The sequence below is a fragment of the Mesorhizobium sp. M7A.F.Ca.US.008.03.1.1 genome, assembly GCF_003997495.1.
In the GTDB taxonomy this organism is placed as follows: domain Bacteria; phylum Pseudomonadota; class Alphaproteobacteria; order Rhizobiales; family Rhizobiaceae; genus Mesorhizobium.
Window position 1 is genome coordinate 170,353 of the sequence record NZ_RZRU01000007.1, and the last position, 21,368, is coordinate 191,720.

21 protein-coding genes and 1 tRNA gene are annotated in these 21,368 nt (G+C 63.3%); 8 read left to right on the forward strand and 14 right to left on the reverse strand.

Going from position 1 to position 21,368, the window contains the following annotated elements; genetic code table 11:
- Positions 1 to 65: 65 nt before the first annotated feature.
- Positions 66 to 368 carry a hypothetical protein gene (locus EOA16_RS12020; RefSeq protein ID WP_127258180.1) on the forward strand — a complete coding sequence of 101 codons (303 nt, stop codon included), beginning with the start codon at positions 66 to 68 and terminating at the stop codon, positions 366 to 368.
- Positions 369 to 597: 229 nt separating this feature from the next.
- On the opposite strand, the gene EOA16_RS32605 is transcribed toward EOA16_RS12020, so the two are convergent.
- Together EOA16_RS32605 and EOA16_RS12030 are read right to left on the reverse strand one after the other, a co-directional pair.
- Positions 598 to 798, reverse strand: coding sequence for a hypothetical protein (locus EOA16_RS32605; RefSeq protein ID WP_164754230.1), 201 nt, complete (start codon positions 796 to 798; stop codon positions 598 to 600).
- A 197-nt stretch (positions 799 to 995) separates the two neighbouring features.
- On the reverse strand, positions 996 to 1,610 hold the full coding sequence (locus EOA16_RS12030; RefSeq protein ID WP_127258184.1) for a hypothetical protein: 615 nt from the start codon (positions 1,608 to 1,610) through the stop codon (positions 996 to 998).
- A gap of 284 nt (positions 1,611 to 1,894) precedes the next feature.
- Here EOA16_RS12030 and EOA16_RS12035 point away from each other — a divergent pair, with 284 nt between their 5' ends.
- Together EOA16_RS12035 and EOA16_RS12040 are read left to right on the forward strand one after the other, a co-directional pair.
- Positions 1,895 to 2,179 carry a helix-turn-helix transcriptional regulator gene (locus EOA16_RS12035; protein ID WP_127258185.1) on the forward strand — a complete coding sequence of 95 codons (285 nt, stop codon included), beginning with the start codon at positions 1,895 to 1,897 and terminating at the stop codon, positions 2,177 to 2,179.
- 185 nt (positions 2,180 to 2,364) lie between these two features.
- Positions 2,365 to 2,826, forward strand: a complete 462-nt coding sequence (locus EOA16_RS12040) for a YbaK/EbsC family protein (RefSeq protein ID WP_127258187.1) — start codon at positions 2,365 to 2,367, stop codon at positions 2,824 to 2,826.
- 118 nt (positions 2,827 to 2,944) lie between these two features.
- Here EOA16_RS12040 and EOA16_RS12045 read toward each other — a convergent pair.
- The 5 genes from EOA16_RS12045 to EOA16_RS12065 all read right to left on the reverse strand — a co-directional run bounded on the left by EOA16_RS12045 (position 2,945) and on the right by EOA16_RS12065 (position 7,677).
- Positions 2,945 to 3,021: transfer RNA gene (locus EOA16_RS12045), tRNA-Pro, on the reverse strand.
- A 56-nt stretch (positions 3,022 to 3,077) separates the two neighbouring features.
- Positions 3,078 to 4,346: an O-antigen ligase family protein gene (locus tag EOA16_RS12050; protein ID WP_127258188.1), complete on the reverse strand. Its 1,269-nt coding sequence runs from the start codon at positions 4,344 to 4,346 to the stop codon at positions 3,078 to 3,080.
- Positions 4,343 to 5,878, reverse strand: coding sequence for an undecaprenyl-phosphate glucose phosphotransferase (locus EOA16_RS12055; RefSeq protein ID WP_127258190.1), 1,536 nt, complete (start codon positions 5,876 to 5,878; stop codon positions 4,343 to 4,345). Before EOA16_RS12055 ends, EOA16_RS12050 begins: the two co-directional genes overlap by 4 nt.
- A 94-nt stretch (positions 5,879 to 5,972) precedes the next feature.
- Entirely contained in the window at positions 5,973 to 7,103 is a 1,131-nt protein-coding gene (locus EOA16_RS12060; RefSeq protein ID WP_127258191.1) for a glycosyltransferase family 4 protein, read from the reverse strand.
- Between the two features lie 10 nt (positions 7,104 to 7,113).
- Positions 7,114 to 7,677 carry a polysaccharide biosynthesis/export family protein gene (locus EOA16_RS12065; RefSeq protein WP_127258193.1) on the reverse strand — a complete coding sequence of 188 codons (564 nt, stop codon included), beginning with the start codon at positions 7,675 to 7,677 and terminating at the stop codon, positions 7,114 to 7,116.
- Between the two features lie 257 nt (positions 7,678 to 7,934).
- Here EOA16_RS12065 and EOA16_RS12070 point away from each other — a divergent pair, with 257 nt between their 5' ends.
- On the forward strand, positions 7,935 to 10,205 hold the full coding sequence (locus tag EOA16_RS12070; RefSeq protein ID WP_127258194.1) for an exopolysaccharide transport family protein: 2,271 nt from the start codon (positions 7,935 to 7,937) through the stop codon (positions 10,203 to 10,205).
- Positions 10,206 to 10,251: 46 nt separating this feature from the next.
- Here the strand turns inward: EOA16_RS12070 and EOA16_RS12075 are convergent, their stop codons facing one another.
- The gene (locus EOA16_RS12075) at positions 10,252 to 11,088 is read right to left on the reverse strand and encodes a GNAT family N-acetyltransferase (protein ID WP_127258196.1); all 837 of its coding nucleotides are present in this window, start codon (positions 11,086 to 11,088) and stop codon (positions 10,252 to 10,254) included.
- Positions 11,089 to 11,092: 4 nt separating this feature from the next.
- Positions 11,093 to 12,316, reverse strand: a complete 1,224-nt coding sequence (locus EOA16_RS12080; RefSeq protein ID WP_127258197.1) for a GNAT family N-acetyltransferase — start codon at positions 12,314 to 12,316, stop codon at positions 11,093 to 11,095.
- Between the two features lie 91 nt (positions 12,317 to 12,407).
- Here EOA16_RS12080 and EOA16_RS12085 point away from each other — a divergent pair, with 91 nt between their 5' ends.
- Entirely contained in the window at positions 12,408 to 13,466 is a 1,059-nt protein-coding gene (locus EOA16_RS12085; protein ID WP_127258199.1) for a polysaccharide deacetylase family protein, read from the forward strand.
- A gap of 16 nt (positions 13,467 to 13,482) precedes the next feature.
- On the opposite strand, the gene EOA16_RS12090 is transcribed toward EOA16_RS12085, so the two are convergent.
- Positions 13,483 to 13,698 (reverse strand): DUF2842 domain-containing protein, encoded by a 216-nt coding sequence (locus tag EOA16_RS12090; protein ID WP_013532215.1) that lies wholly within the window; start codon positions 13,696 to 13,698, stop codon positions 13,483 to 13,485.
- Positions 13,699 to 13,896: 198 nt separating this feature from the next.
- Between EOA16_RS12090 and EOA16_RS12095 the strand changes: the two genes are divergently transcribed.
- Positions 13,897 to 14,988 carry a COX15/CtaA family protein gene (locus EOA16_RS12095; RefSeq protein WP_127258201.1) on the forward strand — a complete coding sequence of 364 codons (1,092 nt, stop codon included), beginning with the start codon at positions 13,897 to 13,899 and terminating at the stop codon, positions 14,986 to 14,988.
- 25 nt (positions 14,989 to 15,013) lie between these two features.
- Here EOA16_RS12095 and EOA16_RS12100 read toward each other — a convergent pair whose 3' ends face one another.
- The 3 genes from EOA16_RS12100 to speB are packed head-to-tail and all read right to left on the reverse strand — an operon-like array spanning position 15,014 to position 17,817.
- Positions 15,014 to 15,856 (reverse strand): aminoglycoside phosphotransferase family protein, encoded by an 843-nt coding sequence (locus EOA16_RS12100; protein WP_206517333.1) that lies wholly within the window; start codon positions 15,854 to 15,856, stop codon positions 15,014 to 15,016.
- The gene (gene argC / locus EOA16_RS12105; protein WP_127258204.1) at positions 15,853 to 16,779 is read right to left on the reverse strand and encodes an N-acetyl-gamma-glutamyl-phosphate reductase; all 927 of its coding nucleotides are present in this window, start codon (positions 16,777 to 16,779) and stop codon (positions 15,853 to 15,855) included. Before argC ends, EOA16_RS12100 begins: the two co-directional genes overlap by 4 nt.
- A gap of 30 nt (positions 16,780 to 16,809) precedes the next feature.
- Positions 16,810 to 17,817 carry an agmatinase gene (speB, locus tag EOA16_RS12110; protein ID WP_127258205.1) on the reverse strand — a complete coding sequence of 336 codons (1,008 nt, stop codon included), beginning with the start codon at positions 17,815 to 17,817 and terminating at the stop codon, positions 16,810 to 16,812.
- Between the two features lie 124 nt (positions 17,818 to 17,941).
- On the opposite strand from speB, the gene EOA16_RS12115 reads away from it, so the two are divergent.
- On the forward strand, positions 17,942 to 19,150 hold the full coding sequence (locus EOA16_RS12115; protein WP_127258207.1) for an acyltransferase: 1,209 nt from the start codon (positions 17,942 to 17,944) through the stop codon (positions 19,148 to 19,150).
- A gap of 96 nt (positions 19,151 to 19,246) precedes the next feature.
- A complete protein-coding gene (locus EOA16_RS12120) occupies positions 19,247 to 20,305 on the forward strand; it encodes a glycerophosphodiester phosphodiesterase family protein (RefSeq protein ID WP_127258209.1) in 1,059 nt (352 codons plus the stop codon).
- Between the two features lie 148 nt (positions 20,306 to 20,453).
- Here EOA16_RS12120 and EOA16_RS12125 read toward each other — a convergent pair whose 3' ends face one another.
- The gene (locus tag EOA16_RS12125; protein ID WP_127258211.1) at positions 20,454 to 21,341 is read right to left on the reverse strand and encodes an aldo/keto reductase family oxidoreductase; all 888 of its coding nucleotides are present in this window, start codon (positions 21,339 to 21,341) and stop codon (positions 20,454 to 20,456) included.
- Positions 21,342 to 21,368 lie beyond the last annotated feature (27 nt).

Here is a 21,368-nt window from a genome sequence, read left to right on the forward strand (position 1 = left end):
GCCAAAACCGGAACCCGTCTTCCGGTGAGGCGTTACGTTTCCTTCTGCAATGAAGGAAACATATCATGGCATCATTTTCGACCCTCTCCGACATCGATCTCGACAGGCAGGTCGCGGCTCTCACCAAGGAATTGACCAGCCTGAAGAAGGCAGTGGCCAGGCGAGGCGGCGCCTACTACGAGGACGGTCGCGATGCCGCGCTCGACACCTATTCCGATCTTGCCGGGCGTCTGCGCGACGCCATGCCGGCAATCCGCAAACAGGGCAGGGTGATCGAGAGATCGGCCCGCGACCATCCGGCGGCGGCCGCCACTGTCGGCCTTGTGGTGCTCGGTCTTGTCGTCAGTCTGCTGTTCAGCCGGCGCTGAGGAATGGGCCCGGTCCCCGGACTGGTCGCAAATTGCCTTCGCGCAAAGGGTTTCGCTGGGTCGCGGTATCGGGATTTGCGCCGAAATCTCACACTGTCGTTCGACGAACTTGGTGGCCCGAAACGTGTCGAGCCTCGCGTCGCATTGCCGCTCGCGTCGCATTGCCAAGAGAAGGCCAGCCTCGAACAAAGAAGCCAAGGCCGGTCTTCGCGTTGGCAGTCTGGTGTGCTTAGTAGGCCTTCTTCATCGTCTTCTTCACGTGGTGGTGATGGTGGTGATGATGGTGGTGGCGGACATGGTGGCGATGGTGATGGTGGTGACGATGATGCTTGGCCATCGGGGCCGCATCCGCACTCGTCGCGCCGATGACGGGCACCGTGAAAGCCAATGCAACTGCAAGCCCGAGGGCCGAGAGGAGGGACTTCTTCATGGATCGTTTCCTTTTGTTTCGCGGGCGCATATGGATCGGGGCGATAGCCCGGCCGCCGCGAATGGAATTACGCGCCCGAATTTTTTCGTCAGTATTTCCCGATTATAGAATTTTGTTTCTGGACTGTTTCTGACCAATCCAGCCTCCCGACACCATGCACGGCAAGATCGAGAGGCGGCCATTGGCCGCCTGTTCGACTACATTGGCGGCACGACACCGTTGGTTCCGACCACGACGCGGCTGGCGCTCAGCGCCCCGTCACTGCCCCGCTCTGCGGTGACGAAGACAGTCGCACCCGGCTTGAGGTCGGTCGGTGTCGCCGGCGCGAAGGTCACGACAGGCGTGGTGTCGGGGATCGAAATCTTCTTGGTCTGGCCATTGTCATAGGTCAGCGTGACGGATCGCCCGCTTATATCGGTAACGTCGGCAACGGTGCCGTTGGTCATCCGGCTGTTTGGCTGCAGGTCCCAGGGGCGGTCGCCCTCGCCAGTGCCTTTCAGCGCGGCCGGAAAGACCACCACCTCCAGGGCGCCACTGCCGCCATCGGCTTTCGAAACGGAGGCAATGCCGAGGAAATCGCCCTGCTTGATGTCTTTTGCCGAGGCGTTGGCGACGCCCGAGATCTTCCAGCCGGCCTTGAGCTTGATCGCGTCGGTATCGCCCTGGCGGGTTTTCACGGTGAGCAGCGTGGGCTCAAAACTGACCACCGTGCCGCGCACACGCAGCGCGTCCGCGGCTTGGGCGGCGCTCGCGCCGGCGAGGGAAAGGCTGGAAATCGTGCCGAGCACGACCATGACTGTCTTCAGGTTCATTGCAAAAAATCCTTCCGGGAACGAACTGGCTGGGACCGGATGGTTACAGGCCAGCGACCCGGAGATAACGAATGGGCGCGGCGAAACTGCCGGCAAAAGGCTGATCAGGCCTTCAAAACAACTTGATCGCGACGTGTGCGCGAGAGGGCCGCGCCAGGCCCCTGGTTCACGATCCCGTGACGGCCCTTTTGGCTCTTGGCAAATCGCCGGCGAGAGGGCATCTTCCCGACCGTCTCAGGCAACACTCCTCATTTGATCAAACTCTTTCAGTCATGGAGTTGCCAATGCCCCATAATGCGAAAAGCGAACCCCACTCCGAGCCGGCAACCAACGGGAGCGGGCCGGATTACAGCACCCTCAGAGCGATGCGGGAGACCCGCGGTTACAGCGTGGAAGAGCTCTCCCTGACATGCGGCCTGGCGGTGGACGAAATTAAGGATATCGAAAGCGGCAGAGTGACCGACCCGTCGAAGCTGCGTCGTATTGTGTCCGCGCTTCACCTTCCCCAGGAGGCTCTGATCACCCCGGCTGTGCCGACGCCGGCGGCGCAAGGTCGATCACTGGCGTAGATCCGCACCAGGCATTCCAGAGAACCCGCCAAGGCCCCTTGGCGGGTTTCTTGTACCCTGCCGCAGCGTCTGCTTCAGCCTGGCGCTTGCCGATCTGTCTATCGCACGTGCTTATGCGTGCTGCGGCCTCGGCTGCTGAACCGTTATCTGCCGTCCATCAAGTTCTGAACCATGGGTTTTTCGATATGAGCCTGGACTCCGTTCGTGCCTTCTTTGCCACCCACGCACCCGACATCGATGTCATCGTGACCCAGGCGAGCTCGGCTACCGTGGCATTGGCGGCTGAGGCGCATGGCGTGCTGCCGGCCCAGATCGCCAAGACGATCTGCCTGCGCGTCGGCGACCGCACCATGCTGGTGGTGACCAGCGGCATCGCCAGGCTGGACAATCGCAAGTTCAAGGACCAGTTCGGCGGCAAGCCGCGCATGCTCGATGCCACGGAGGTTGTCGAAGCGACGAGCCACCCGGTGGGCGGTGTCTGCCCGTTCGGCCTGCCGGCGCCGCTGCCGGTCTATTGCGACGTGTCGCTACGCGAATTCGACGAAGTCGTCCCCGCCGCCGGCGCCACCAACGCTGCTGTGCGGATTGCGCCGCAGCGCATGGTTGAGCTGATCGGCGCCGAATGGGTCGATGTATGCCAAGGGTAGAATTGGCGCCCGAGCCGGAGTTCAAGCGGCGGAGGACATGGTTGCCCCGATCCGAGATTTGGCCGGGCTGACCTGGGCATCTGGAGGGGGGACTTCGGGGGCAAGTCCTACTTTGAATTGGTCGGAGTGGCCGGATTCGAACCGACGACCCCTTGACCCCCAGTCAAGTGCGCTACCGGGCTGCGCTACACTCCGGACCGGTCGCGATGTATCGTGATAACCCCGTGCGGGTCAACCGAATTCCGCGACTTTTATCCCGCTGCGATTGCCGGTGCCGGCGAGCCCTGCAAGACTGGCCGCAACAGCCGCTGATGGCTGTATTCCAGCGCGATGGCGCCCCAGATCAGGCCGAGCAGCAGATAGACGTGGCGCCAGTGATCGATGTCGATGAAGGTGCCGAGCCCGATATTGCCGATGAAAGCGACATAGGCGCACAACAGATACGGCTGCCACGGGCGGTCGCGCAGCAGGATGCGGAAACCGGCTGCTAGCGTCCATAAGACGAGCGCAAGGAACGACACGAAGCCGAGCCAGCCATAGTCCATCAGCATCTTCAGCCAGATGTCGTGGGTGTCTTCACCGAAGATCGTGCCGAAGACCAGCGGGCCGATGCCGAACGGATGCTCCATCGCCATCTGGAAGCCGATGCCGTAGCGGGCGAAGCGGCCTAGGCGGGCGGTGTCGTAGCTCTGTTCGAGATGGGCACGGTTGGAGAACATCTCCGACACGCCGGGCAGCTGCAGGATGACGATCATAGCGACGACCAGCAGCGCCAGCGCGGCCATCGTCATCACCACCACGCGCAGCCGGAACTTGCCGCTGGCGCTCTGCAGGAACAGGCAGCCGGTGAGCAGGACAGCCGAAACGGCGAACATGCCCCAGGCGCCGCGGGAGAAGGAGAAGAAGATGCCGGCGGTGATGATCAGCAGCGGCGCCGCCAGCAGCGGCATGCGTGTCACCGGTCCGGTCAAAAGCAGATAGAGCAGATAGATGCCGGGCAGCACCAGGAACGGGCCGAACACGTTCGGGTCCTGGAAGGCGCCGGCGGCACGGTCGTATTTGGTGAACATCTCCGCGCCCGGAAAGGCATGGAAGTAGCCTGCAATGCCAAGCAGCGAGGTGGCTACGGCCGAAACCACATAGGCAATGAAGATCAATCGGTAGAGGTTCGGCTGTACGGCGGTGATCGACGCGAAGAACACCGCGCTGAAGGCGAGAAACAGCGACACGGCGAGATAGAGCGGCGTGTTGGCGAGGTCCGCCATCTGCGTCATGGAGATCATGCCGCCGATGTTCATCGTCACCAGCAGCACCAGCAATGGCGTTGCCGCGCGGGAAATCCTCAAGCCGAAAAGCGCCCAGATGGCGATCAGCCCGGCCATATAGAGCTCATAGGGCGCCGGCTCGCTGATGACGAAGCCGGACAGCAGAATCCCGAGGAAGACCGCACCCGAGGAAATCAGCGCGACCAGCTTGGCGTTGACCGCCGCGCGCGGCAGATCATGGCTGATCGCGCTCAATAGGCATTTTCCGTATTGAGCAGCCGGAGCGGCGTCAGGAACAGGATCCGCAAATCGAACAGCAGCGACCAGTTCTCGATGTAGTAGAGATCATATTCCGTGCGCATGCGGATCTTCTCGTTGGTGTCCATCTCGCCGCGCCAACCATTGATCTGCGCCCAGCCGGTGACGCCGGGCTTGACCTTGTGGCGGGCGAAATAGCCGTCGACAACCTCGTTGTAGAGCAGGTTATGCGACTGCGCGGCAATGGCGTGCGGACGCGGGCCGACCAGCGACAGCGAACCCAACAGCGAGTTGAAGAACTGCGGCAGCTCGTCGATCGAGGTCTTGCGGATGAAGCGGCCGACACGGGTGACGCGCGGGTCGTTCTTGGTCACCGTCTGCTTGGCGGTCGGGTCGGCTTTGTCCGTATACATCGAACGGAACTTGTAGACCTCGATGATCTCGTTGTTGAAACCGTGCCGCTTCTGATGGAACAGCACCGGCCCCTTGCTGTCGAGCTTGATGGCGATGGCGGTCGCCAGCATCACCGGCGAGAACACGACGATGCCGATCAGGCTGAAGACGATGTCGAAGGCGCGCTTGGCGACCGAATCCCAGTCGTTGATCGGCTTGTCGAAGATGTCGAGCATCGGCACCGCGCCGATGTAGGAATAGGCGCGCGGGCGAAATTGCAGCGCGTTGGAATGCGCCGACAGCCGGATGTCGACCGGCAGCACCCACAGCTTCTTCAGCAGCTGCAGAACGCGCGATTCGGCGGTCAGCGGCAGCGATACGATCAGCATGTCGATACGGGCGATGCGGGCGAATTCGATCAGCTCCGAAATGGTGCCGAGCTTGGGGTAGCCGGCGACGATGGGCGGCGAGCGCTTGTCGCCGCGATCGTCGAAGATGCCGCAGATGCGGATATCGTTGTAGGGCTGCTTTTCGACCGAGCGGATCAGGATTTCCGCCGCCTTGCCGCCGCCGACGATGACGGCGCGCCGCTCCATGCGGCCATCGCGCGCCCAGGCCCGGATCAGCTTCGACATCACCAGCCTGAGGCCGAAGATGAGAACGAAGCCGACGACGAACCACGTGCCGAACAAAAGGCGCGAATAGTCCTGCGACATCTTCATGACGAATGCCGTCAGCGCCATCAAGGCGAAACTGCCGGCCCAGACGAGCAGCACGCGGCCGAAGTTGGCGATGGGCCGCATCAGGGCGACGATCTGGTAGCAGTCGGTGACGTCGAGCAGCACTACGGCAAGGAACGAGCCCGCTGCGATCGTCACCGGATATTGCCAGGCGAGATAATTGAAGAACCCGACATAGTGGAAATAGACGGCGAGCCCGGAAAGGAACAGCAAGCCGAATTCGACCATGCGCAGGACACCGCTGACCATGATCGGCGACATCGTATCGCGCCTGTACTGCGAGGCGACCTGGCGGGCGACATCGTTCATGCCGCTTGGCGTGTCGCCATCGGCCGGGCCGTCGAATTTACGCACCGCCTCTGCTGAAAAGCGGCGCGCGGGGTCGATCTCGTTCATGAGGGCTTTCCGCAAGCTTCCCCACGGTCATAGCAAAAGAGAGCTAAGAAACCCTTGAAACAACGTATGGCTTTGGAACGGCTTGGTCCTGCGCCTACCCGTCGAGCGCGGCGAAATAGGCCTTCTCGATGTCGGCGGCCATCACATCGGCGCCGAAGCGCGCCTTGAGGTTGGCGCCATCGGGCATCAGGTCGCGATAGGCGGCCGGGTCGGCCAGCGCCTGGCTCATCCTTTCGGCGAGCTCGATCGGGTCGGGTCGGATCAGGGCAGGGGAACCGGTGTCGAATATCTCCGGAATGCCGCCGACCGCGGTTGCAATCATCGGCTTTCCCGCGGCAAGCGTTTCCAGGACGATATAGGGCATGGCTTCGGCGCGCGAGGGAACGATGACAAGCGCGGCAAGGGCAAAGGCCTCCCTGGCCGGCATCGGCGGCAGGAAGCGGACATGTCGCTCGAGCCCGAGGCGTTTCACTTGCCCGTGGTAACGCGGAAGGTCGTCGCCGTCGCCGACCATCACCGCGGTCAGCGGGCGGCCGAACCGTGAGCCGGCGAGCGCCAATGCATCGATGAAGATGTCCGGTCCCTTCAGGTCGCGCATCATGCCGATATAAAGCAGGTCGGCTGCGCCCGGCGCGGTGATCACCGGCTCGAATTCTGTGGCGCGCAGGCCGTTATAGACGAGGGTGTTGGGAATGGGCGGCTCGCCGACCTTGTGGCGATAGGTCCGCCGCTCATAGTCCGAGACAAACAGCAGATAGTCGGTGAAGCGCGCCATGAAGCGCTCGAGCACGAAGAACAGCTTTCCGGTGGTCGTGTTCTCGTCATAGTGGAGGGAGCCGCCATGCGGCGAATAAAGGCGGGCTACGCGAGACCTTGATACCCGCAACAATGAGCCGAACAGACGGGCATAGGCGCCACCCTTGGCGCCATGCCCGTGCAGTACGTCCGGCCGCAATTCCTTGATGATCCTGTATGTGCGCCAAGCTGAGGCAAGGTCGCCGGGACCGACGTGGCGCTGCATCGGCGTGCGATGAATGCCGAGCGCCAGCATGTCCTTCATCTGATCGAACAGATGTTCCTCGAACGCGCCGCCCGTCGTCGAATCGCAGACGATGCCGACGGAATGCCCGGCGGCGACCTGCGCCTCGGTCAGGTCGCGCACATGCCGGAAAATTCCTCCGACGGGTGAGCGAAAGCAATGGACGATCCTGAGCCTGTCCGCCACTTGGTATCTGTCAGAACAGACGTTCGCGGACGTAGACCGTATCGCCCGGCAGCAGCGGGTCGGAGGTGACCACGCGGCCGGTCATCACCTTGCCGTTGATGTCGCGGGTGATGTCGACGCTTTCCTGGTTGGCGCGCGGCGTGAAGCCGCCGGCAATGGCGATCGCCTTCTGCACCGTCAGGCCGGGAACATAGGAATATTGGCCGGCGGCACCCACTTCGCCCATGACGAAGATCGGCCGGTAGCGGTCGATCTCGACCGAAACGTCGGGATCGCGCAGATAGCCTTGCCGCAATTTGTCGGCGATCTCCTTTTCCATCTGCTGCGCGGTGTGGCCGCGCGCCGGTATGGCGCCGACAAGCGGGAAGGAGAGGTAGCCGGATTGGTCGACGCTGTAGGTGTTGGTCAATCCGTCCTGCTCGAACACGGTGACGCGGACGCGGTCGCCGGCGCCAAGACGATAGGGCTGATCGAGCACCTCATGGAAGGCCGCCGGCGTCGGCCGGTAGCTGGAACAGCCAGCAAGCATCGATACGGCAAGCAGCGCGCGAGACAGGGAAGCAGTGCTTTTCATGGCCGGACAGGTACCTTCGACTGGTCGCTGCAACGTCGCAGCAACTCTGGGGATCGAGGTCCGTTATCATCCTGTTAGGGTTAATGGCCGGTAAAGGGAGCGCCCGGCACATCACGTCGCGGCAAGAGTTTTACGATTTTTGGCGGTTTTGTTTATCGCCCGCCAGTAAACCCTAACGGAAACTTACCGCGATCTTAACGGCTGAGTTACCATAGTTGTTTACGGTGCGTGCTGACCCAGTATCGGAGTAGGGATGCATGTCCGTTCAGTCCGCGGCCGCAGATGTCGATGTCGATCTCAGGCAGCTCTTCGCCAGCCTGGCGAGGAATTGGCTGCGTATAGTCCTCGTCGTCCTGTTGGCAACCGGGCTGGCCTTCGCTTTCGCCTCGCTGGCAACCCGGCACTACAAGGCCGAGACGCAGGTGGAGATCGCGCCGCGCGAATCCATCTACACGCGGCCGGCCAGCAACAACAACGACACCGACAAGCCTATTCTCGACGAGCAGGGCGTCGCCACCCAGGTCCAGATCATTTCCTCCAACGAAATCCTCAAGCAGGTCTCGCAAAAGCTTGGTCTGGAAAAACTGCCCGAGTTCAATGAAGCGCTCGACATGTCGGCATTGAGCCGCGCTCTGGTCCTGGTCGGCCTGAAAAGCGACCCGATGGAAATTCCGACGGAAGAGCGCGTGCTCAAGAAAATGCACGAGAAGCTCAATGTCTACGGCGTCGAGAAGACCCGCATCATTGCCATCGAGTTCTCATCGGAAGATCCCAAGCTCGCGGCCGCCATACCTGACGCTATCGCTGCCGCCTATATAGCGGGGCAAGGGGCGGCCAAGCTCGAATCGAACAGCGCCGCCGCCGACTTCCTGGCGCCCGAGATCGCCGACCTGCAGCGGCAGGTCAAGGATGCCGAGGCGAAGGTCGCCGCCTACCGCGCCCAGTCCGATCTTCTGATGGGTGGCAACAATTCGGTGCTGGCCACCCAGCAGCTTTCGGAGCTGTCGAGCGAACTGTCGAAAGTGCGCGCCAACCGCGCCGCTGCCGAAGCGACCGCCGACGGTGTGCGCAGGGCGCTGCAGAATGGCGGTTCGCTGGATGCCGTGCCGGAGGTTCTGTCATCGGACCTGATCCAACGCTTGCGTGAGCGACAGGTCGAATTGCGCTCCAACATCGCCGATCTGTCGACGACACTGCTTGGCAATCATCCGCGCATTCGCGCGCTGAAATCGCAACTGTCCGATCTGGACGCACAGATCCGCAGCGAGGCCCAGAAGATCATGAAAGGCCTGTTGATGCAGGCCGAGACGGCAAAGGCCCGCGAGAACCAGCTTGTCGCCGACGTCAACACATTGAAAGCCGCTTCGGCGCAGGCCGGCGAACAGCAGGTCGATCTCGACGCACTGCAGCGCGACGCGACCGCCAAGCGACAGCAACTCGAACTGTACCTGACCAACTACCGCGAAGCCGCTTCGCGCCAGGACCGCAACTATCTGCCCGTCGACGCCCGGATCGCCTCGAAGGCTTCGGTTCCCTCCGAGGCCTATTTCCCGAAGGTCGGGCCGATCGTCGGCGCGGCTTTCGCCGCATCGCTGCTGATCATGGCCATCGTGACGCTTCTGCGGGAGCTGTTTTCAGGCCGCGCGATGCGGCCGGCGAGCGGTTCCCGTTTCGAACGGATCGATGAGGTCGCAATGCCCCATGTGGTGCAGACGCCGGTCTCCGAGCCATTTGTCCGCCACGAGCCTGCCATCCTGCAGGACGCCGTCATTCGCAAGGAACTGCCTGAACGTGCGGATGAAGCCGATGCGGAGCCCTATGCCGCCGCGATGCCGGCCATGGCCGAGGCGCCGGATGTGGTCGCAATGCCCGCTACGGCGGCGGCTGAGCAAACGGCTGTCGAGCCCGAACCGGCGCGTTCCACCCTGGGCGAGATCGATATCGAGAAGGCTGCCGAAAAGCTGATCTCCAGCGGTGCGGCGCGCGCCATATTCGTCTCGCCGGAAGGCGACGAGGCGGCTGCATCCGCGATCCTGGTGGCGCGCGAGGTCGCCGACGCCGGCCTGCGCGTGCTGTTGCTGGACCTCACCGCGTCGGGGGCCGCCTCGCGGCCGATGCTGGACAGCGGCCTTTTCCCGGGCATCACCAACCTGCTCGCTTCGGAAGCGCAGTTCAGTGACGTCATCCATGCCGATCTCTACTCGGACTGTCACGTCATTCCGGTCGGAACCGCCGATCCGGTTCGTGCCATGCGTGCCGCCGACCGGCTGCCGATCATCATGCAGTCGCTGACCACAGCCTACGACCTGGTCGTGGTCGAGTGCGGACCGGCCGACGCGCAAGGCATCGGCCGTCTGACCGGCGACGCCACCGAGGTCTTCCTCTCCATGCTGGAGGCCGACGATGAGGTGACGCAGGCTGCGGTCAAGCTGATCGAGAACGGCTATCCCGACCTGACGCTGGTGACGCCGCTCGGCCACGAACCGCCCGGCAATCCGGTGCCGGGACGGCGCACTGCCGCCGCCTGAAAGAGCTGCGGATCGCTTGGCGGAGCCGTTCAGCGCTTCGCCCGATCTATCCCAGTTCCAGGGTCGTTACGCCGAACACCCTTTGCAGGTCCAGTTCCGGCGCAGGTCCTTTGTACATGCGCGTGGTGGTGAAGGTCGGCGCAAAGCCGGCCGCATCGAGCGCAGTTATGAAGCCGGTGTTATCGGCCGGGACATCGATGTGCAACTCGCCGCCCTCACAAGCACCGGCCAGTCCCTCCAGGAGTTGCAAAGCGATTTCCACGTCGTCGGCAAACAGCGGGCCGATCTTGAAGCCGGATCGACAGCGGCGTGCCACGCCAAAGCCGGTGACGCCGCGCGAGCCGATTGACGCCAGCCCATGATGCGGTTCCTGCAGCCATCGCTGCAGGAAGGCCCATCGCGACGCCGGAAAACAATGGGAGTCATAGGCGACGATGTCGGACAGGAGCTGCGTTGTAATCATCCGCAACCCATCGCCCCTGACCGCCGGGCCTGCCTTGCGCCCGGTGAAGCGGATGGTCTCGTAGGCCGGTGCGAAGCCCTTGCGCCGGTAATTGGCCTGCTGCTCGGCGACGCCGTCGAGGCCGACGGTCCGGCCTGCGAGCCTTTTCATGCCGGCGTCCCACACCGTCTTGCCGTAGCCCATGCCGCGCATGTCAGGCCGGGAGATATAGAGGCCGATGAAACCGAATTCGCTTCCATAGGCCACGGCCGAAATTGCCGCGACCATGTCGTCGCCGACAAAGGCGCCGATGAAGCCTTCGGGGTCCGCCGCCTGGAGCATCGCCGGGTCTTCAAGACCTGGGTTCCAGCCTTCCGCGGCCGCCCAGTCGACGAGAAGCGCCAGTTCCTGCAGGGACAGTGTGCGGATGATCGGCTTCATGGCGCTAGCTGTCTTCTTCCGAGGGCGCTGCCTGGCCGGCGGCTTTGCGGCGCAGCAGCTTGGTCAGCTTCCAGATCGTCGGGCTGTTCTTGACGAAGGCTTTCAGCCGCGCGCCTTGCCGAAGCGTCAGCGCCAGCATGCGGCCCTTCACGGTCAAGGGGACCAGCACTTCGAAATGTCGCGTTTCGATATCGCACCACAGCCGCTTGTAAGGCTCATCGCCGACCGAAAAGTCATAGACCTCGAAACCGGTCTCGCAGGCTTCCTGGATGTTGTCGAAGAACAGGAAGTCGCCGGGGCTGGCGTGCCCGAGATCGTCCTCGGCGATCGCTCCGAATTCGCAGATCAGGCGTTTGCCCGAGCGGCTTGAACCGGTGATGGCGCGCAGCTTGCCGGCAACCTCGAGCCCGTGCAGCAGGAAGGAAGGCTTGTCCTCGGCAAGCGCCTGCATGAACAGCGCGCGGAAAAAGCCGCGTACCTGTGCGTCGCCAAAAACATTGGCGATGCCCATCTTGCGGAAGCGGAGTTCCTTCATCTCGAAGAAGGCGTCGAGCAGCCTGTCCACCTCGTCGGGGGTGCGGGCCTCGATGCGCCGATGGCTGCCTACGGCCTCGAATTTCCGTATTTGCGACCGGTGCTTCTTGCGTTTGCGTTTGCCGCTGGCGCGGGAAAGCAGCGCATCGAAACCGCCGGCGAGATCGACGGCCAGCGACAGATTGGGGCTGGAAAAATGGTCAAGCGATGCAAGCGGATTGGCGACGCCGTCGAGATCGGGTAGCAACCGCTCGAGCGCGACCAGATCGATGTCCGGGCGTGCCTTGGCGATGGCCGCCAGCACTGATCGGAGGGCCGGTATATCCGGCTTGGCCAGCCAGTTCGGGTCCGCGGCGACGAAGTTGCCGTTGGCGTGGCGGCCGCCCATGAAACGGGCGACGCGGAACGGCCCCTTGCAGGCAACCTCCAGCGCCAGCGAAAAAACCGGTTTGCCCTCGGCGCTCAGCGTTGCGACGAGCAGGTCCGGTCGTGTCTCGGCCGCCCAATTCTGGACCCAGGCAGCACTCTGCGCCGGCCCAAACAGGGCCGAGCGGCAGAACTCGGCATGGGCCGCGAGCCCGTCCGTGGACGCCACTGAAATCGACAGGCCGGCATGGTCCCGTGGCAAGGCGCGCGACGATGCTTCGGCCGCCGCGAGCCGATTGTCGTCAAATGACGCAGTTGCGTCAACCATACCTCAATCCTTAGGGCGTATTGATCGCGATTTGGGGGGTCGCATAGGCGCATTCCGTGCTTGGATCAGCCTAGGCGCAAAAGGTGAATGAATGATCGACGGCGGGGAGGCAATCCGGAAACTGGCGCTGAACGTCGCCCGCTATACCGGCCTTGCACCGCTGGCCAAGCCGTTTATCGGCGGCATTGGCGCCATCCTGATGCTGCACCGTGTTACCGCGACGCCGGAACGGCCCGACAGCGTCAACCGACACCTGAATATCGCGCCTGGTTTCCTCGATGCCATGATCGCCGACATGAAGGGGCACGGTTATGCCTTTGTTTCCATGGACGAAGCGGTGGAGCGCATCAAGGCAGGCGGCAAGGGCGGTCAGTTTGCCACGATCACCGCCGACGATGCCTATCGCGACAATATGACCGAGGCGCTGCCGGTGCTCGAGAAGCACGGCGCGCCGATCACCATCTATGTCGCGCCCGGGCTGATCAACGGCACAGCCGATCTGTGGTGGGACGTTGTCGAGGACATCGTCAACGCGCGCGATACACTGACGCTGACGCGGCCGAATGGTCCGCTGACGATCGATTGCTCGACCCCCGCGAAGAAGCTGCAGGCCAATGCACGCCTGCACGCCTATCTCACCGCCGAAATCCGCGAGGAGAACCTGCAGGCCGTGTTGCGTGACCTGGCTCGCGCAAACGGCATCGACGCCGACGGCCCGCGCTTGCGCACATTGATGAACTGGGACGAAATCCGCCGCATCGCCGCGCATCCGTTGGTGACGATCGGCGCCCATACGATCAACCACAGCAATCTGAAGCGGCTCTCCGAAGCCGATGCACGGCGTGAGGTAGGTGACGTGCGCGCCATGTTGCGGGCCGAACTGGACGAAGAGCCCCGCCATTTTGCTTACCCGTATGGCTATGCGAGTGCCGTAGGCTGTCGCGAAGTGGGCTTTGCCCGCGACGCCGGCTACATATCCGCGGTGACGACACGCCACGGTGTGCTGCGCGCCGAGCATGCCGGCTTCCTGCATGCCTTGCCGCGCATTTCAGTCAACGGCCGCTACCAGAGCCTCGCCCACATCCGCACCATGCTGTCGGGTGTGACGACGCCGCTCGCCAATGCCGGCAAGATGGTCGTTACCATCTGACGGTGGTGGGTTCTGCTCAGCGCTTGGCCCTCGGCTCCAGCATCAGCCATTTGATGATGCCCATCGCCGGCAGCACCCAGAGCAGGCCGCTGAGCAGGAAGAACAGGAAATGCACCCACGGGCCGGACTCTGAGAGCCGGGCGACCGCGAAGATCGATGCGACCAGCGCATAGATGATGACCAGCGCCACCAGCAGGAACATTCCGATCAGCTTTTTCAGGCGCAGGGGCATGGTTGGTCTCCTGATCGAGCATGCCGGAATTTGCACAGGCGGCCTGCAGACTCAAAGGGGTATTGGCTTCGCATAGGCCTTGAGGCGAGACTGTGCAACCGGTGAGACGCGGCGCGACGGCGTGCCGCGCCGCATGGCCTTGCCAGCAAGGGTGCGATGGTCCACCAATCCGCGAAATCAACCTGCCGGGATAAGATCATGGCTGCCATATCAGCTGCCGCGCCATACGTCGCCCGCGACCGCGACCTGCACAATAGGGCGCTGCTGCGCGGCTGGCTCTATGTGGTGCTTCTGGTGCTGTTTGCCCTGGTGCTGGTCGGCGGCGCCACCAGGCTCACCGATTCCGGCCTGTCGATCACTGAATGGAAGCCGATCCACGGCGTGATCCCGCCGCTCAACGACGCCGAGTGGCAAGAGGAATTCCAGCTCTACCAGCAGATTCCGCAATATGCCGAACTCAACAAGGGCATGAGCATCGAGGCGTTCAAGTCGATCTTCTGGTGGGAATGGGCACACCGCATCCTGGCGCGCAGCGTCGGCCTGGTCTTTGCCTTGCCGCTGCTGTTTTTCTGGGCGACGCGCCGCATCGAACGCGGCCTGGGAGCGAAGCTGGTGGGCATTCTCCTGCTCGGCGGCCTGCAGGGCGCCATCGGCTGGTGGATGGTGGCTTCCGGCCTGGTCGACCGGGTTTCCGTCAGCCAGTACCGGCTGGCGACCCACCTGACGCTTGCCGCGCTGATCTTCACCGCCACCATGGTGGTCGCGCGAGGGTTGGCACCGCATTCCGAGCCTGCCGCCGATAGGTCGACGCAGAGGCTGGCCGGCTTCATCGTGCTGCTGGCGCTGATCCAGATCTATCTCGGCGGCCTGGTCGCCGGGCTCGACGCGGGCCTAAGCTACAACACCTGGCCGTTGATGGACGGCAAGATCATCCCGGGCGACCTGCTGATCCTCGAGCCGGCATGGCGCAACTTCTTCGAGAGCCCGAAGACGGTGCAGTTCATCCATCGGCTCGGCGCCTACACGGTGCTCATCGTGACTCTATGGCACATGATTGCCGCGCGCCGGCTGTTGCCCGGATCAACCCATGCGCGTCGCGCGACGCTGCTGTTTCTACTGGTGCTGGTGCAGGCGTCGATCGGCATCAGCACGCTGTTGATGCATGTGCCGCTGCATATGGCGCTGACCCATCAGGGATTTGCGCTGATCGTGCTGGGCTTTGCAGCAGCCCATTGGCGCGGCACCAAGGGAGCCTATCCCTTGCCGACGGGAATAGCGCTCAGGGGCTGATCCCGAGCTGATCTACTGGATCGGATCAGAAGCTTGCCCGCACCGCTCGGACCGCCTCGGCGATCGACAATTCGCGGTTCTCCTCGACCGCGTTGTCGTCCTCATGATGCCAGGACGCCGACAGGCACCCATAGGCAATGGCATGATCGAGGATAGCGGTCGGTGTCTGGCCCAGAGTGTTGGCAAAGACTTCGGCCATATGCGCGATCCGCTCAGGGTCGAGGCAGAGATCGTCCCGGTCGAGCGGGTTGTAGAGCATGTTCGCGGCATCGAAGCCAGGATCGCCGAGCACGCCCTTGGGGTCGATGGCCAGCCAGCCGCGCGGCCCGTGCAGGATGTTTTCGTGATGCAGGTCGCCATGCAGGGGCCTGATATCATGTGGATCAGCCAGCAGCCGGTCGGCAATGATGGCGGCCTCGACATAAAGGCTGTCATGGTCCGAATCGCGGTCGGTTGCGGCCTTCTTGAATAGGCTTGAAAACCGTTCCCGGAGCGGCTGAAGTTCGGGCGGGAAGGGGTCTTTCCCCTGCGAAAACAGTTTTGCCATCACCTCCGCCGCGATTGCGGTGGCGGCGTTGTCGCCCTGTTCGTCGAGCACCTGCTGCAGCAGGGTTTCACCGGCATATTCGAGCAGCATGCTGCGGCCGTCGCGGCCGAGCAGACGCACCGCGCCTTCGCCGCGCCGCCAGGCGAGATAATGCTCGCCGCGCAACTCGTCGGCGAAGTCATCGAAGGGCTTGAGCGCCTTGACGATCGCCGGCGATCCGTCTTCGCGCAAAACCTTCCAGATGCGGCTCGAAAAGGTCTCGGCAATGAGTTCGGGCGCGCTGACTTTCCAGCGCGCCGGAAAGGCTGGCGTGTCCATCAGAGGCCGAGCATCAGGTCCATGTTCTGGACGGCGGCACCCGAGGCGCCTTTGCCGAGATTGTCGTAGACCGCCAGCAGCAGGGCCTGCGCCCGTTTGTCGTTGGCGAAGACGTAAACCTTCATCCGGTTGGTGCCGTTGTAGATCTCCGGATCGATCTCCGGCATGCGCTCCGAATGCGCATAGGGCGCCACCTCGACCACGCCGCCCTTGATGGCGGCGAAATGGTCGGCAATCGCCGCATGCAGTTCCGCGCCCGTCGGCACATGGTCGAGGCCGCCAAGCTGCAAGGGCACCACGGTGATCATGCCTTGCGCGAAATTGCCGACTGCCGGCTGCATGATCGGATCATGCGACAGCCTTGCATAGGCCCTCAGTTCCGGCACGTGCTTGTGCTGCAGAGTGAGGCCGTAGGGCAGGAATTCCGAGGCGTCCTCGCCCTTGGCGACATAGTCCTCGATCATCGGCCGTCCGCCGCCCGAATAGCCCGAAATGCCATTGACGGTGATCGGGAAATCCGCCGGCAGCAGGCCTGATGTGACCAGCGGCCGCAGCGTTGCGATCGGTCCCTGCGGCCAGCAGCCGGGGTTGGCGACGCGTTTTGCCGAGGCGATCGTCTTGGCCTGCGTCTTGTCCATCTCGGCGAAACCATACGCCCAGCCTTCCGCCACGCGATGCGCGGTCGACGCATCGATGACCTTGGTGGTGTCGTTGGCGATCAGCGAGACGCTTTCCTTCGCCGCATCGTCGGGCAGGCACAGGATCGCGACATCGGCGGCATTGAGGAACTCGGCGCGCGCGGCCGTTTCCTTGCGACGCTCAGTCGGGATGGAAATGATCTCCAGATCATTGCGCTCAGCCAGCAACGCGCGGATCTGCAGGCCGGTGGTGCCGTGTTCGCCGTCGATGAAGATTTTCGGTTTCATGGACTGATCAAATTCCCTGATATTCTAGGACTATATGCCGTTGCCGTGATTCACTGCGGCACCGTTGTGATGGCCGTTGTTCAGCTCTTCAAGCCGTGCCTTTCGCTCCGCCAACAGGCCGAGGTATTGCATGGCCACCATCGAGCCGGCGATTGCCGTTATATCGGCGTGATCATAGGCCGGCGCAACCTCTACGACATCGGCGCCGACAATATCGATCTGGTTGAGCTGGCGCAGCGTTGACAGGATTTTCGCCGAGGACGGTCCGCCGGCGACCGGCGTGCCGGTTCCCGGCGCATAGGCCGGATCGAGGCAGTCGATGTCGAAGGTGAGATAGGTCTTCTTGCCGCCGGTGCGGTCGACGATGGCGTAGGCGATATCGGACGCCCGCATCTCCTCGATTTCATGGCCGTAGAGAATCTTGATGCCGAACGTGTCGGGCGCATGGGTGCGGATGCCGATCTGGATCGAACGATCGGGATCGATGATGCCTTCCTTGACGGCGCGGCCGACGAAGGAGCCATGGTCGATGCGCTTGCCGTCGTCCGGCCAGGTGTCCTGATGCGCATCGAACTGCACCAGTGCGAGCGGACCGTGGATGGCGGCATGCGCCTTGAGCAGCGGCCAGGTGACGAAATGGTCGCCGCCGAGCGTCAGCAGGAAGGCGCCCGACTTCAAGATCTTGGCGGCTTCGCGCTCGATCGTGCCGGGTGTCTTCTGGTGGTTGCCCGAATCGAGCAGGCAATCGCCATAGTCGACCACCGCCAGATGCTCGAACAGATCGCGTGAAAAGGGATACTGCGGGTCGTTGTCGAGGATCGCCGAGGCACGGCGGATGGCCTGCGGCCCAAAGCGGGCGCCAGGCCGGTTGGTGACGGCGGCGTCGAAGGGGATACCCCACACCACCGCGTCCGCGCCCTTCACGTCCTTGGTGTATTTGCGCCGCATGAACGACAGCGCGCCGGCATAGGTCGGCTCGAACGCGGCGCCCGTTTTGGAACGGGCGGTGAAGGCGTTGTCGATGTTGTTGTTCGCCATTACGGATCCTCGTTTTTCATCGGGGTGCAACCACTACAGAACCGGCACGGAAGATGCCAGTCACAGCTTGGCGAGACGGAATGGCGCTCAGCGAGTGCCACGGTAAGACAGGATTTGTATCATCATGACGCAGACCGCGTTTCTCAACCCCACCCGTGCCGCGGCGTCGACCCACACCGGTACGATCGCGGGTGAACGCTTCCTGGTTCTCGATTCGTGGCGCGGCATCTGCGCGCTTCTGGTGGCACTGTTTCACTTCCCGACCGGTTCGACGATTTCGCAAAGCGCCTTCATTGGTTCGTCCTACCTCTTCGTCGATTTCTTCTTCGTTCTGTCCGGCTTCGTCATTGCCAGCAGCTACGGCGATAGGCTGAACCAGCCGGAACAGGTCGCGCGCTTCGCACTGGTCCGTTTCGGCCGCATCTACCCGCTGCATCTGCTCATGCTTGCCGCCTTTGCCGGCTTCGAGCTGCTGCGGCTGATGCTGCCGCAATTGCACGGCACCGGGGCTGCTCCCTTCACCGGTGGCTTCGATCTCAACAGCCTGCTTGCCAATCTTCTGCTGCTGCAGGGTGTCGGCTTCGAGGATCAATTGACCTGGAATGCACCAAGCTGGAGCATTTCGGCCGAGTTCTTCGCCTATCTCTTGTTTGCCGGCGTGGTCTTCGTCGCCGGCGCGCGCGCCTGGATATGGTTCGTCGCCGCCGCCGTCACCGCGCCGCTTTTCCTGCTCGGCTTCTCGACCCATCATATGGATGTGTCCTTCGATTTCGGCTTCATCCGCTGCCTGTACGGCTTCTCGCTCGGCGCCTTGCTGGCCTGGTTTCAGCATGATTCCATTGCAGGGGCGCGACAGGCCCTCGCCAGGGGCGGCCCACGCATGGCCTGGACACTTGCCGAAATCGTCATGGTCGCCGTCATCGTGCTTTTCGTCTCGCTGGCCGGCGGCAATGATTTTGGCATCGCGGCCCCGCTGGTGTTCGCGCTGGCGCTGTTTCTGTTCGCTCATGAGGGCGGCTGGATCAGCGCCTTGCTGAGAGCCCCATTCATGCTGACGCTCGGCGCGCTGTCCTATTCGATCTACATGGCCCACATCTTCGTCCAGGCGCGCCTGATCAACGTCGCCGGGCTCGTCGAGCGCAAGCTCGGTCTCGGCCTGATCGGCGACTTCATGCTGCGTGGCCACTCTGCCACCGGTTTTGGCGCCGGCTGGACGGGAGCGGTGGCGATCATCGTCATGCTCGCCGCCACCATTGCCGTCTCCTGGATCACCTGGCGTTTCGTCGAGATGCCGGCCATGGCGTGGTTCCGCAGGCTCTCGAAACGCATCTGACGCACCTGCTGCGAGTATTCCGCTAGCCGGCTTCGTTCACCCAGATGTCACGGGCATCGCCTATCCGGGTGTCGATCCGGCAAGGAGCGATTCTCGATGCGGACCCTTTGGCTGAGTCTTCTGCTTTACACGGCCCAGGCAGCCGCCTCTGGCCAGGCCTTTGCCGGCGAGACCCGCGCCAGACAGATCCTCGACCGCTTCGAGCATGCCAACCAGTGGCGCGACCACGTCATGGTGGCAGCGCATCGCGCCGGCAGCATGCAGCTCGGCAAGACGCTCTATGCGGAAAATTCGATTGCCGCTGTCGAAGGCTCGATCGCCATGGGGGCCGAAATCGTCGAGGTCGACATCAGGCGCTCGAAGGACGGCGAGTTCGTCGTCATGCATGACAGCTGGCTCGACCGCACCACGACCTGCAAGGGCGAGGTGGTCAAGTACACGCTGGCCGAACTGAAGACCTGCCGGCTGCTGGTCGAAGGCACCGGTGCGGTGACAGGTGAAACAGTCTCGACGCTGCGCGAGATGCTGACGGCGACCAGGGACAGAATCCTCATCAACCTCGACAACAAGCTCGACGTGGGCGACCTCCCGGGCATGATTGCGGTCGCCCGCGATCTCGGCATGGCCGAACAGGTCATCGTCAAGGAGAATTTGTGGAACCAGGACAGGATCACCGCAGTCAAGGCCGCAATGACCGCCATCGGCGGCGGCTTCCAGTTCATGCCGATCATCGCCGATGACGCGGTGCGTGATGTCAGCTTCGCCGAGGCGGTCGACCATGCCTTCTCGCCGCGTGCGATCGAGCTGATCAACTGGCGGGCAGGCGCCGAGACGCTGACCGAGACCGGCGGACCACTGTTCAGCACGCGCATGCGCGCGGCCGCAGTGCGGGGCGACTGGCACATCTGGGCCGACACCTACGCCATCATTGGCAAGCCGGGCGGCTTCCTCGCCGGCGGCCGCGGTGACGAACTGGCCGTGCAGGCCAGCCTGCCGCGCGAAGCCTGGGGTTTCTGGGCTGATCGCGGCGCCACCATCATCCAGACCGACGAGCCGAAGGCGGCCATCGACTGGCTGGCGGCGCATGATTTTCGCGTGCCTTATGCGAACGAGGCGCGGCAGGCTGAGCCGGCGAATACGGCGAGTATCAATTAGCAATCGATGATGGCGCAGTCACCCCACCTTGGGAACGCCGGCGCCATCACCCCACCCGGCGCGAAGCGCCGGGTGGGGTGACTGTCGAGCCCTAAAAAGGCGTCCGAAGACGGCCTTAGCTTCCATAGCTGCATGCAGGTCCTGCGCCTCAAGCCGCCATCGCCATCGCATCCAACTCCCCCAGCACACCCTCCGAAAGCTGCAGTTCGCCCGCCGCCAGGTTTTCCCTGAGATGCCCGACCGACGATGTGCCGGGGATCAGCAGGATATTGGGCGCGCGGCGCAGCAGCCAGGCGAGCGCCACCTGCATGGGGGTGGCGCCGAGGCGCGCTGCGACGTCCGACAGGGTGGACGATTGCAACGGATTGAAGCCGCCGAGCGGGAAGAACGGCACATAGGCAATGCCGTCGCGGGCAAGGTCGTCGATCAGCGCATCGTCGCCGCGATGCGCCAGATTGTATTGGTTCTGCACGCAGACGATCTCGGCGATCCGGCGTCCTTGCGCGATCTGCGCCGACGTCACGTTGCTCAGCCCGATGTGCCTGACCAGGCCCTTTTGTTGAAGCTCGGCCAGCACGGTGAGCGGCGCTTCGATCGATCCCTCGGCTGGACCATGGGTATCGAACATGATGCGTAAATTGACGACGTCGAGCACCTCGAGCCCGAGATTGCTGAGATTGTCGTGCACCGCCTGGGTCAGCGCTTCTGGCGAAAAGGCCGGCAGCCATGATCCATCCGCGCCGCGCTGGGCGCCGATCTTGGTGACGATGACCAGATCGTCCTTGTAGGGCGCCAGCGCCTCGCGGATCAGCCGGTTGGTGACGTGCGGACCGTAGAAGTCGCTGGTATCGATGTGGTCGATCCCCTGCGCAACGGCCTCGCGCAACACGGCCAATGCCGCGTCATGGTCTTTGGGCGGCCCGAACACGCCGGGACCGGCAAGCTGCATGGCACCGTAGCCAAGCCGCTTCACGGTGTGGCTGCCAAGCTTGAAGGTGGCGGGAGTGAAGGTGCCGGCCTGTTGAATATTGGACATGATTGATCTCCTTTGAAGGAGCCAGAG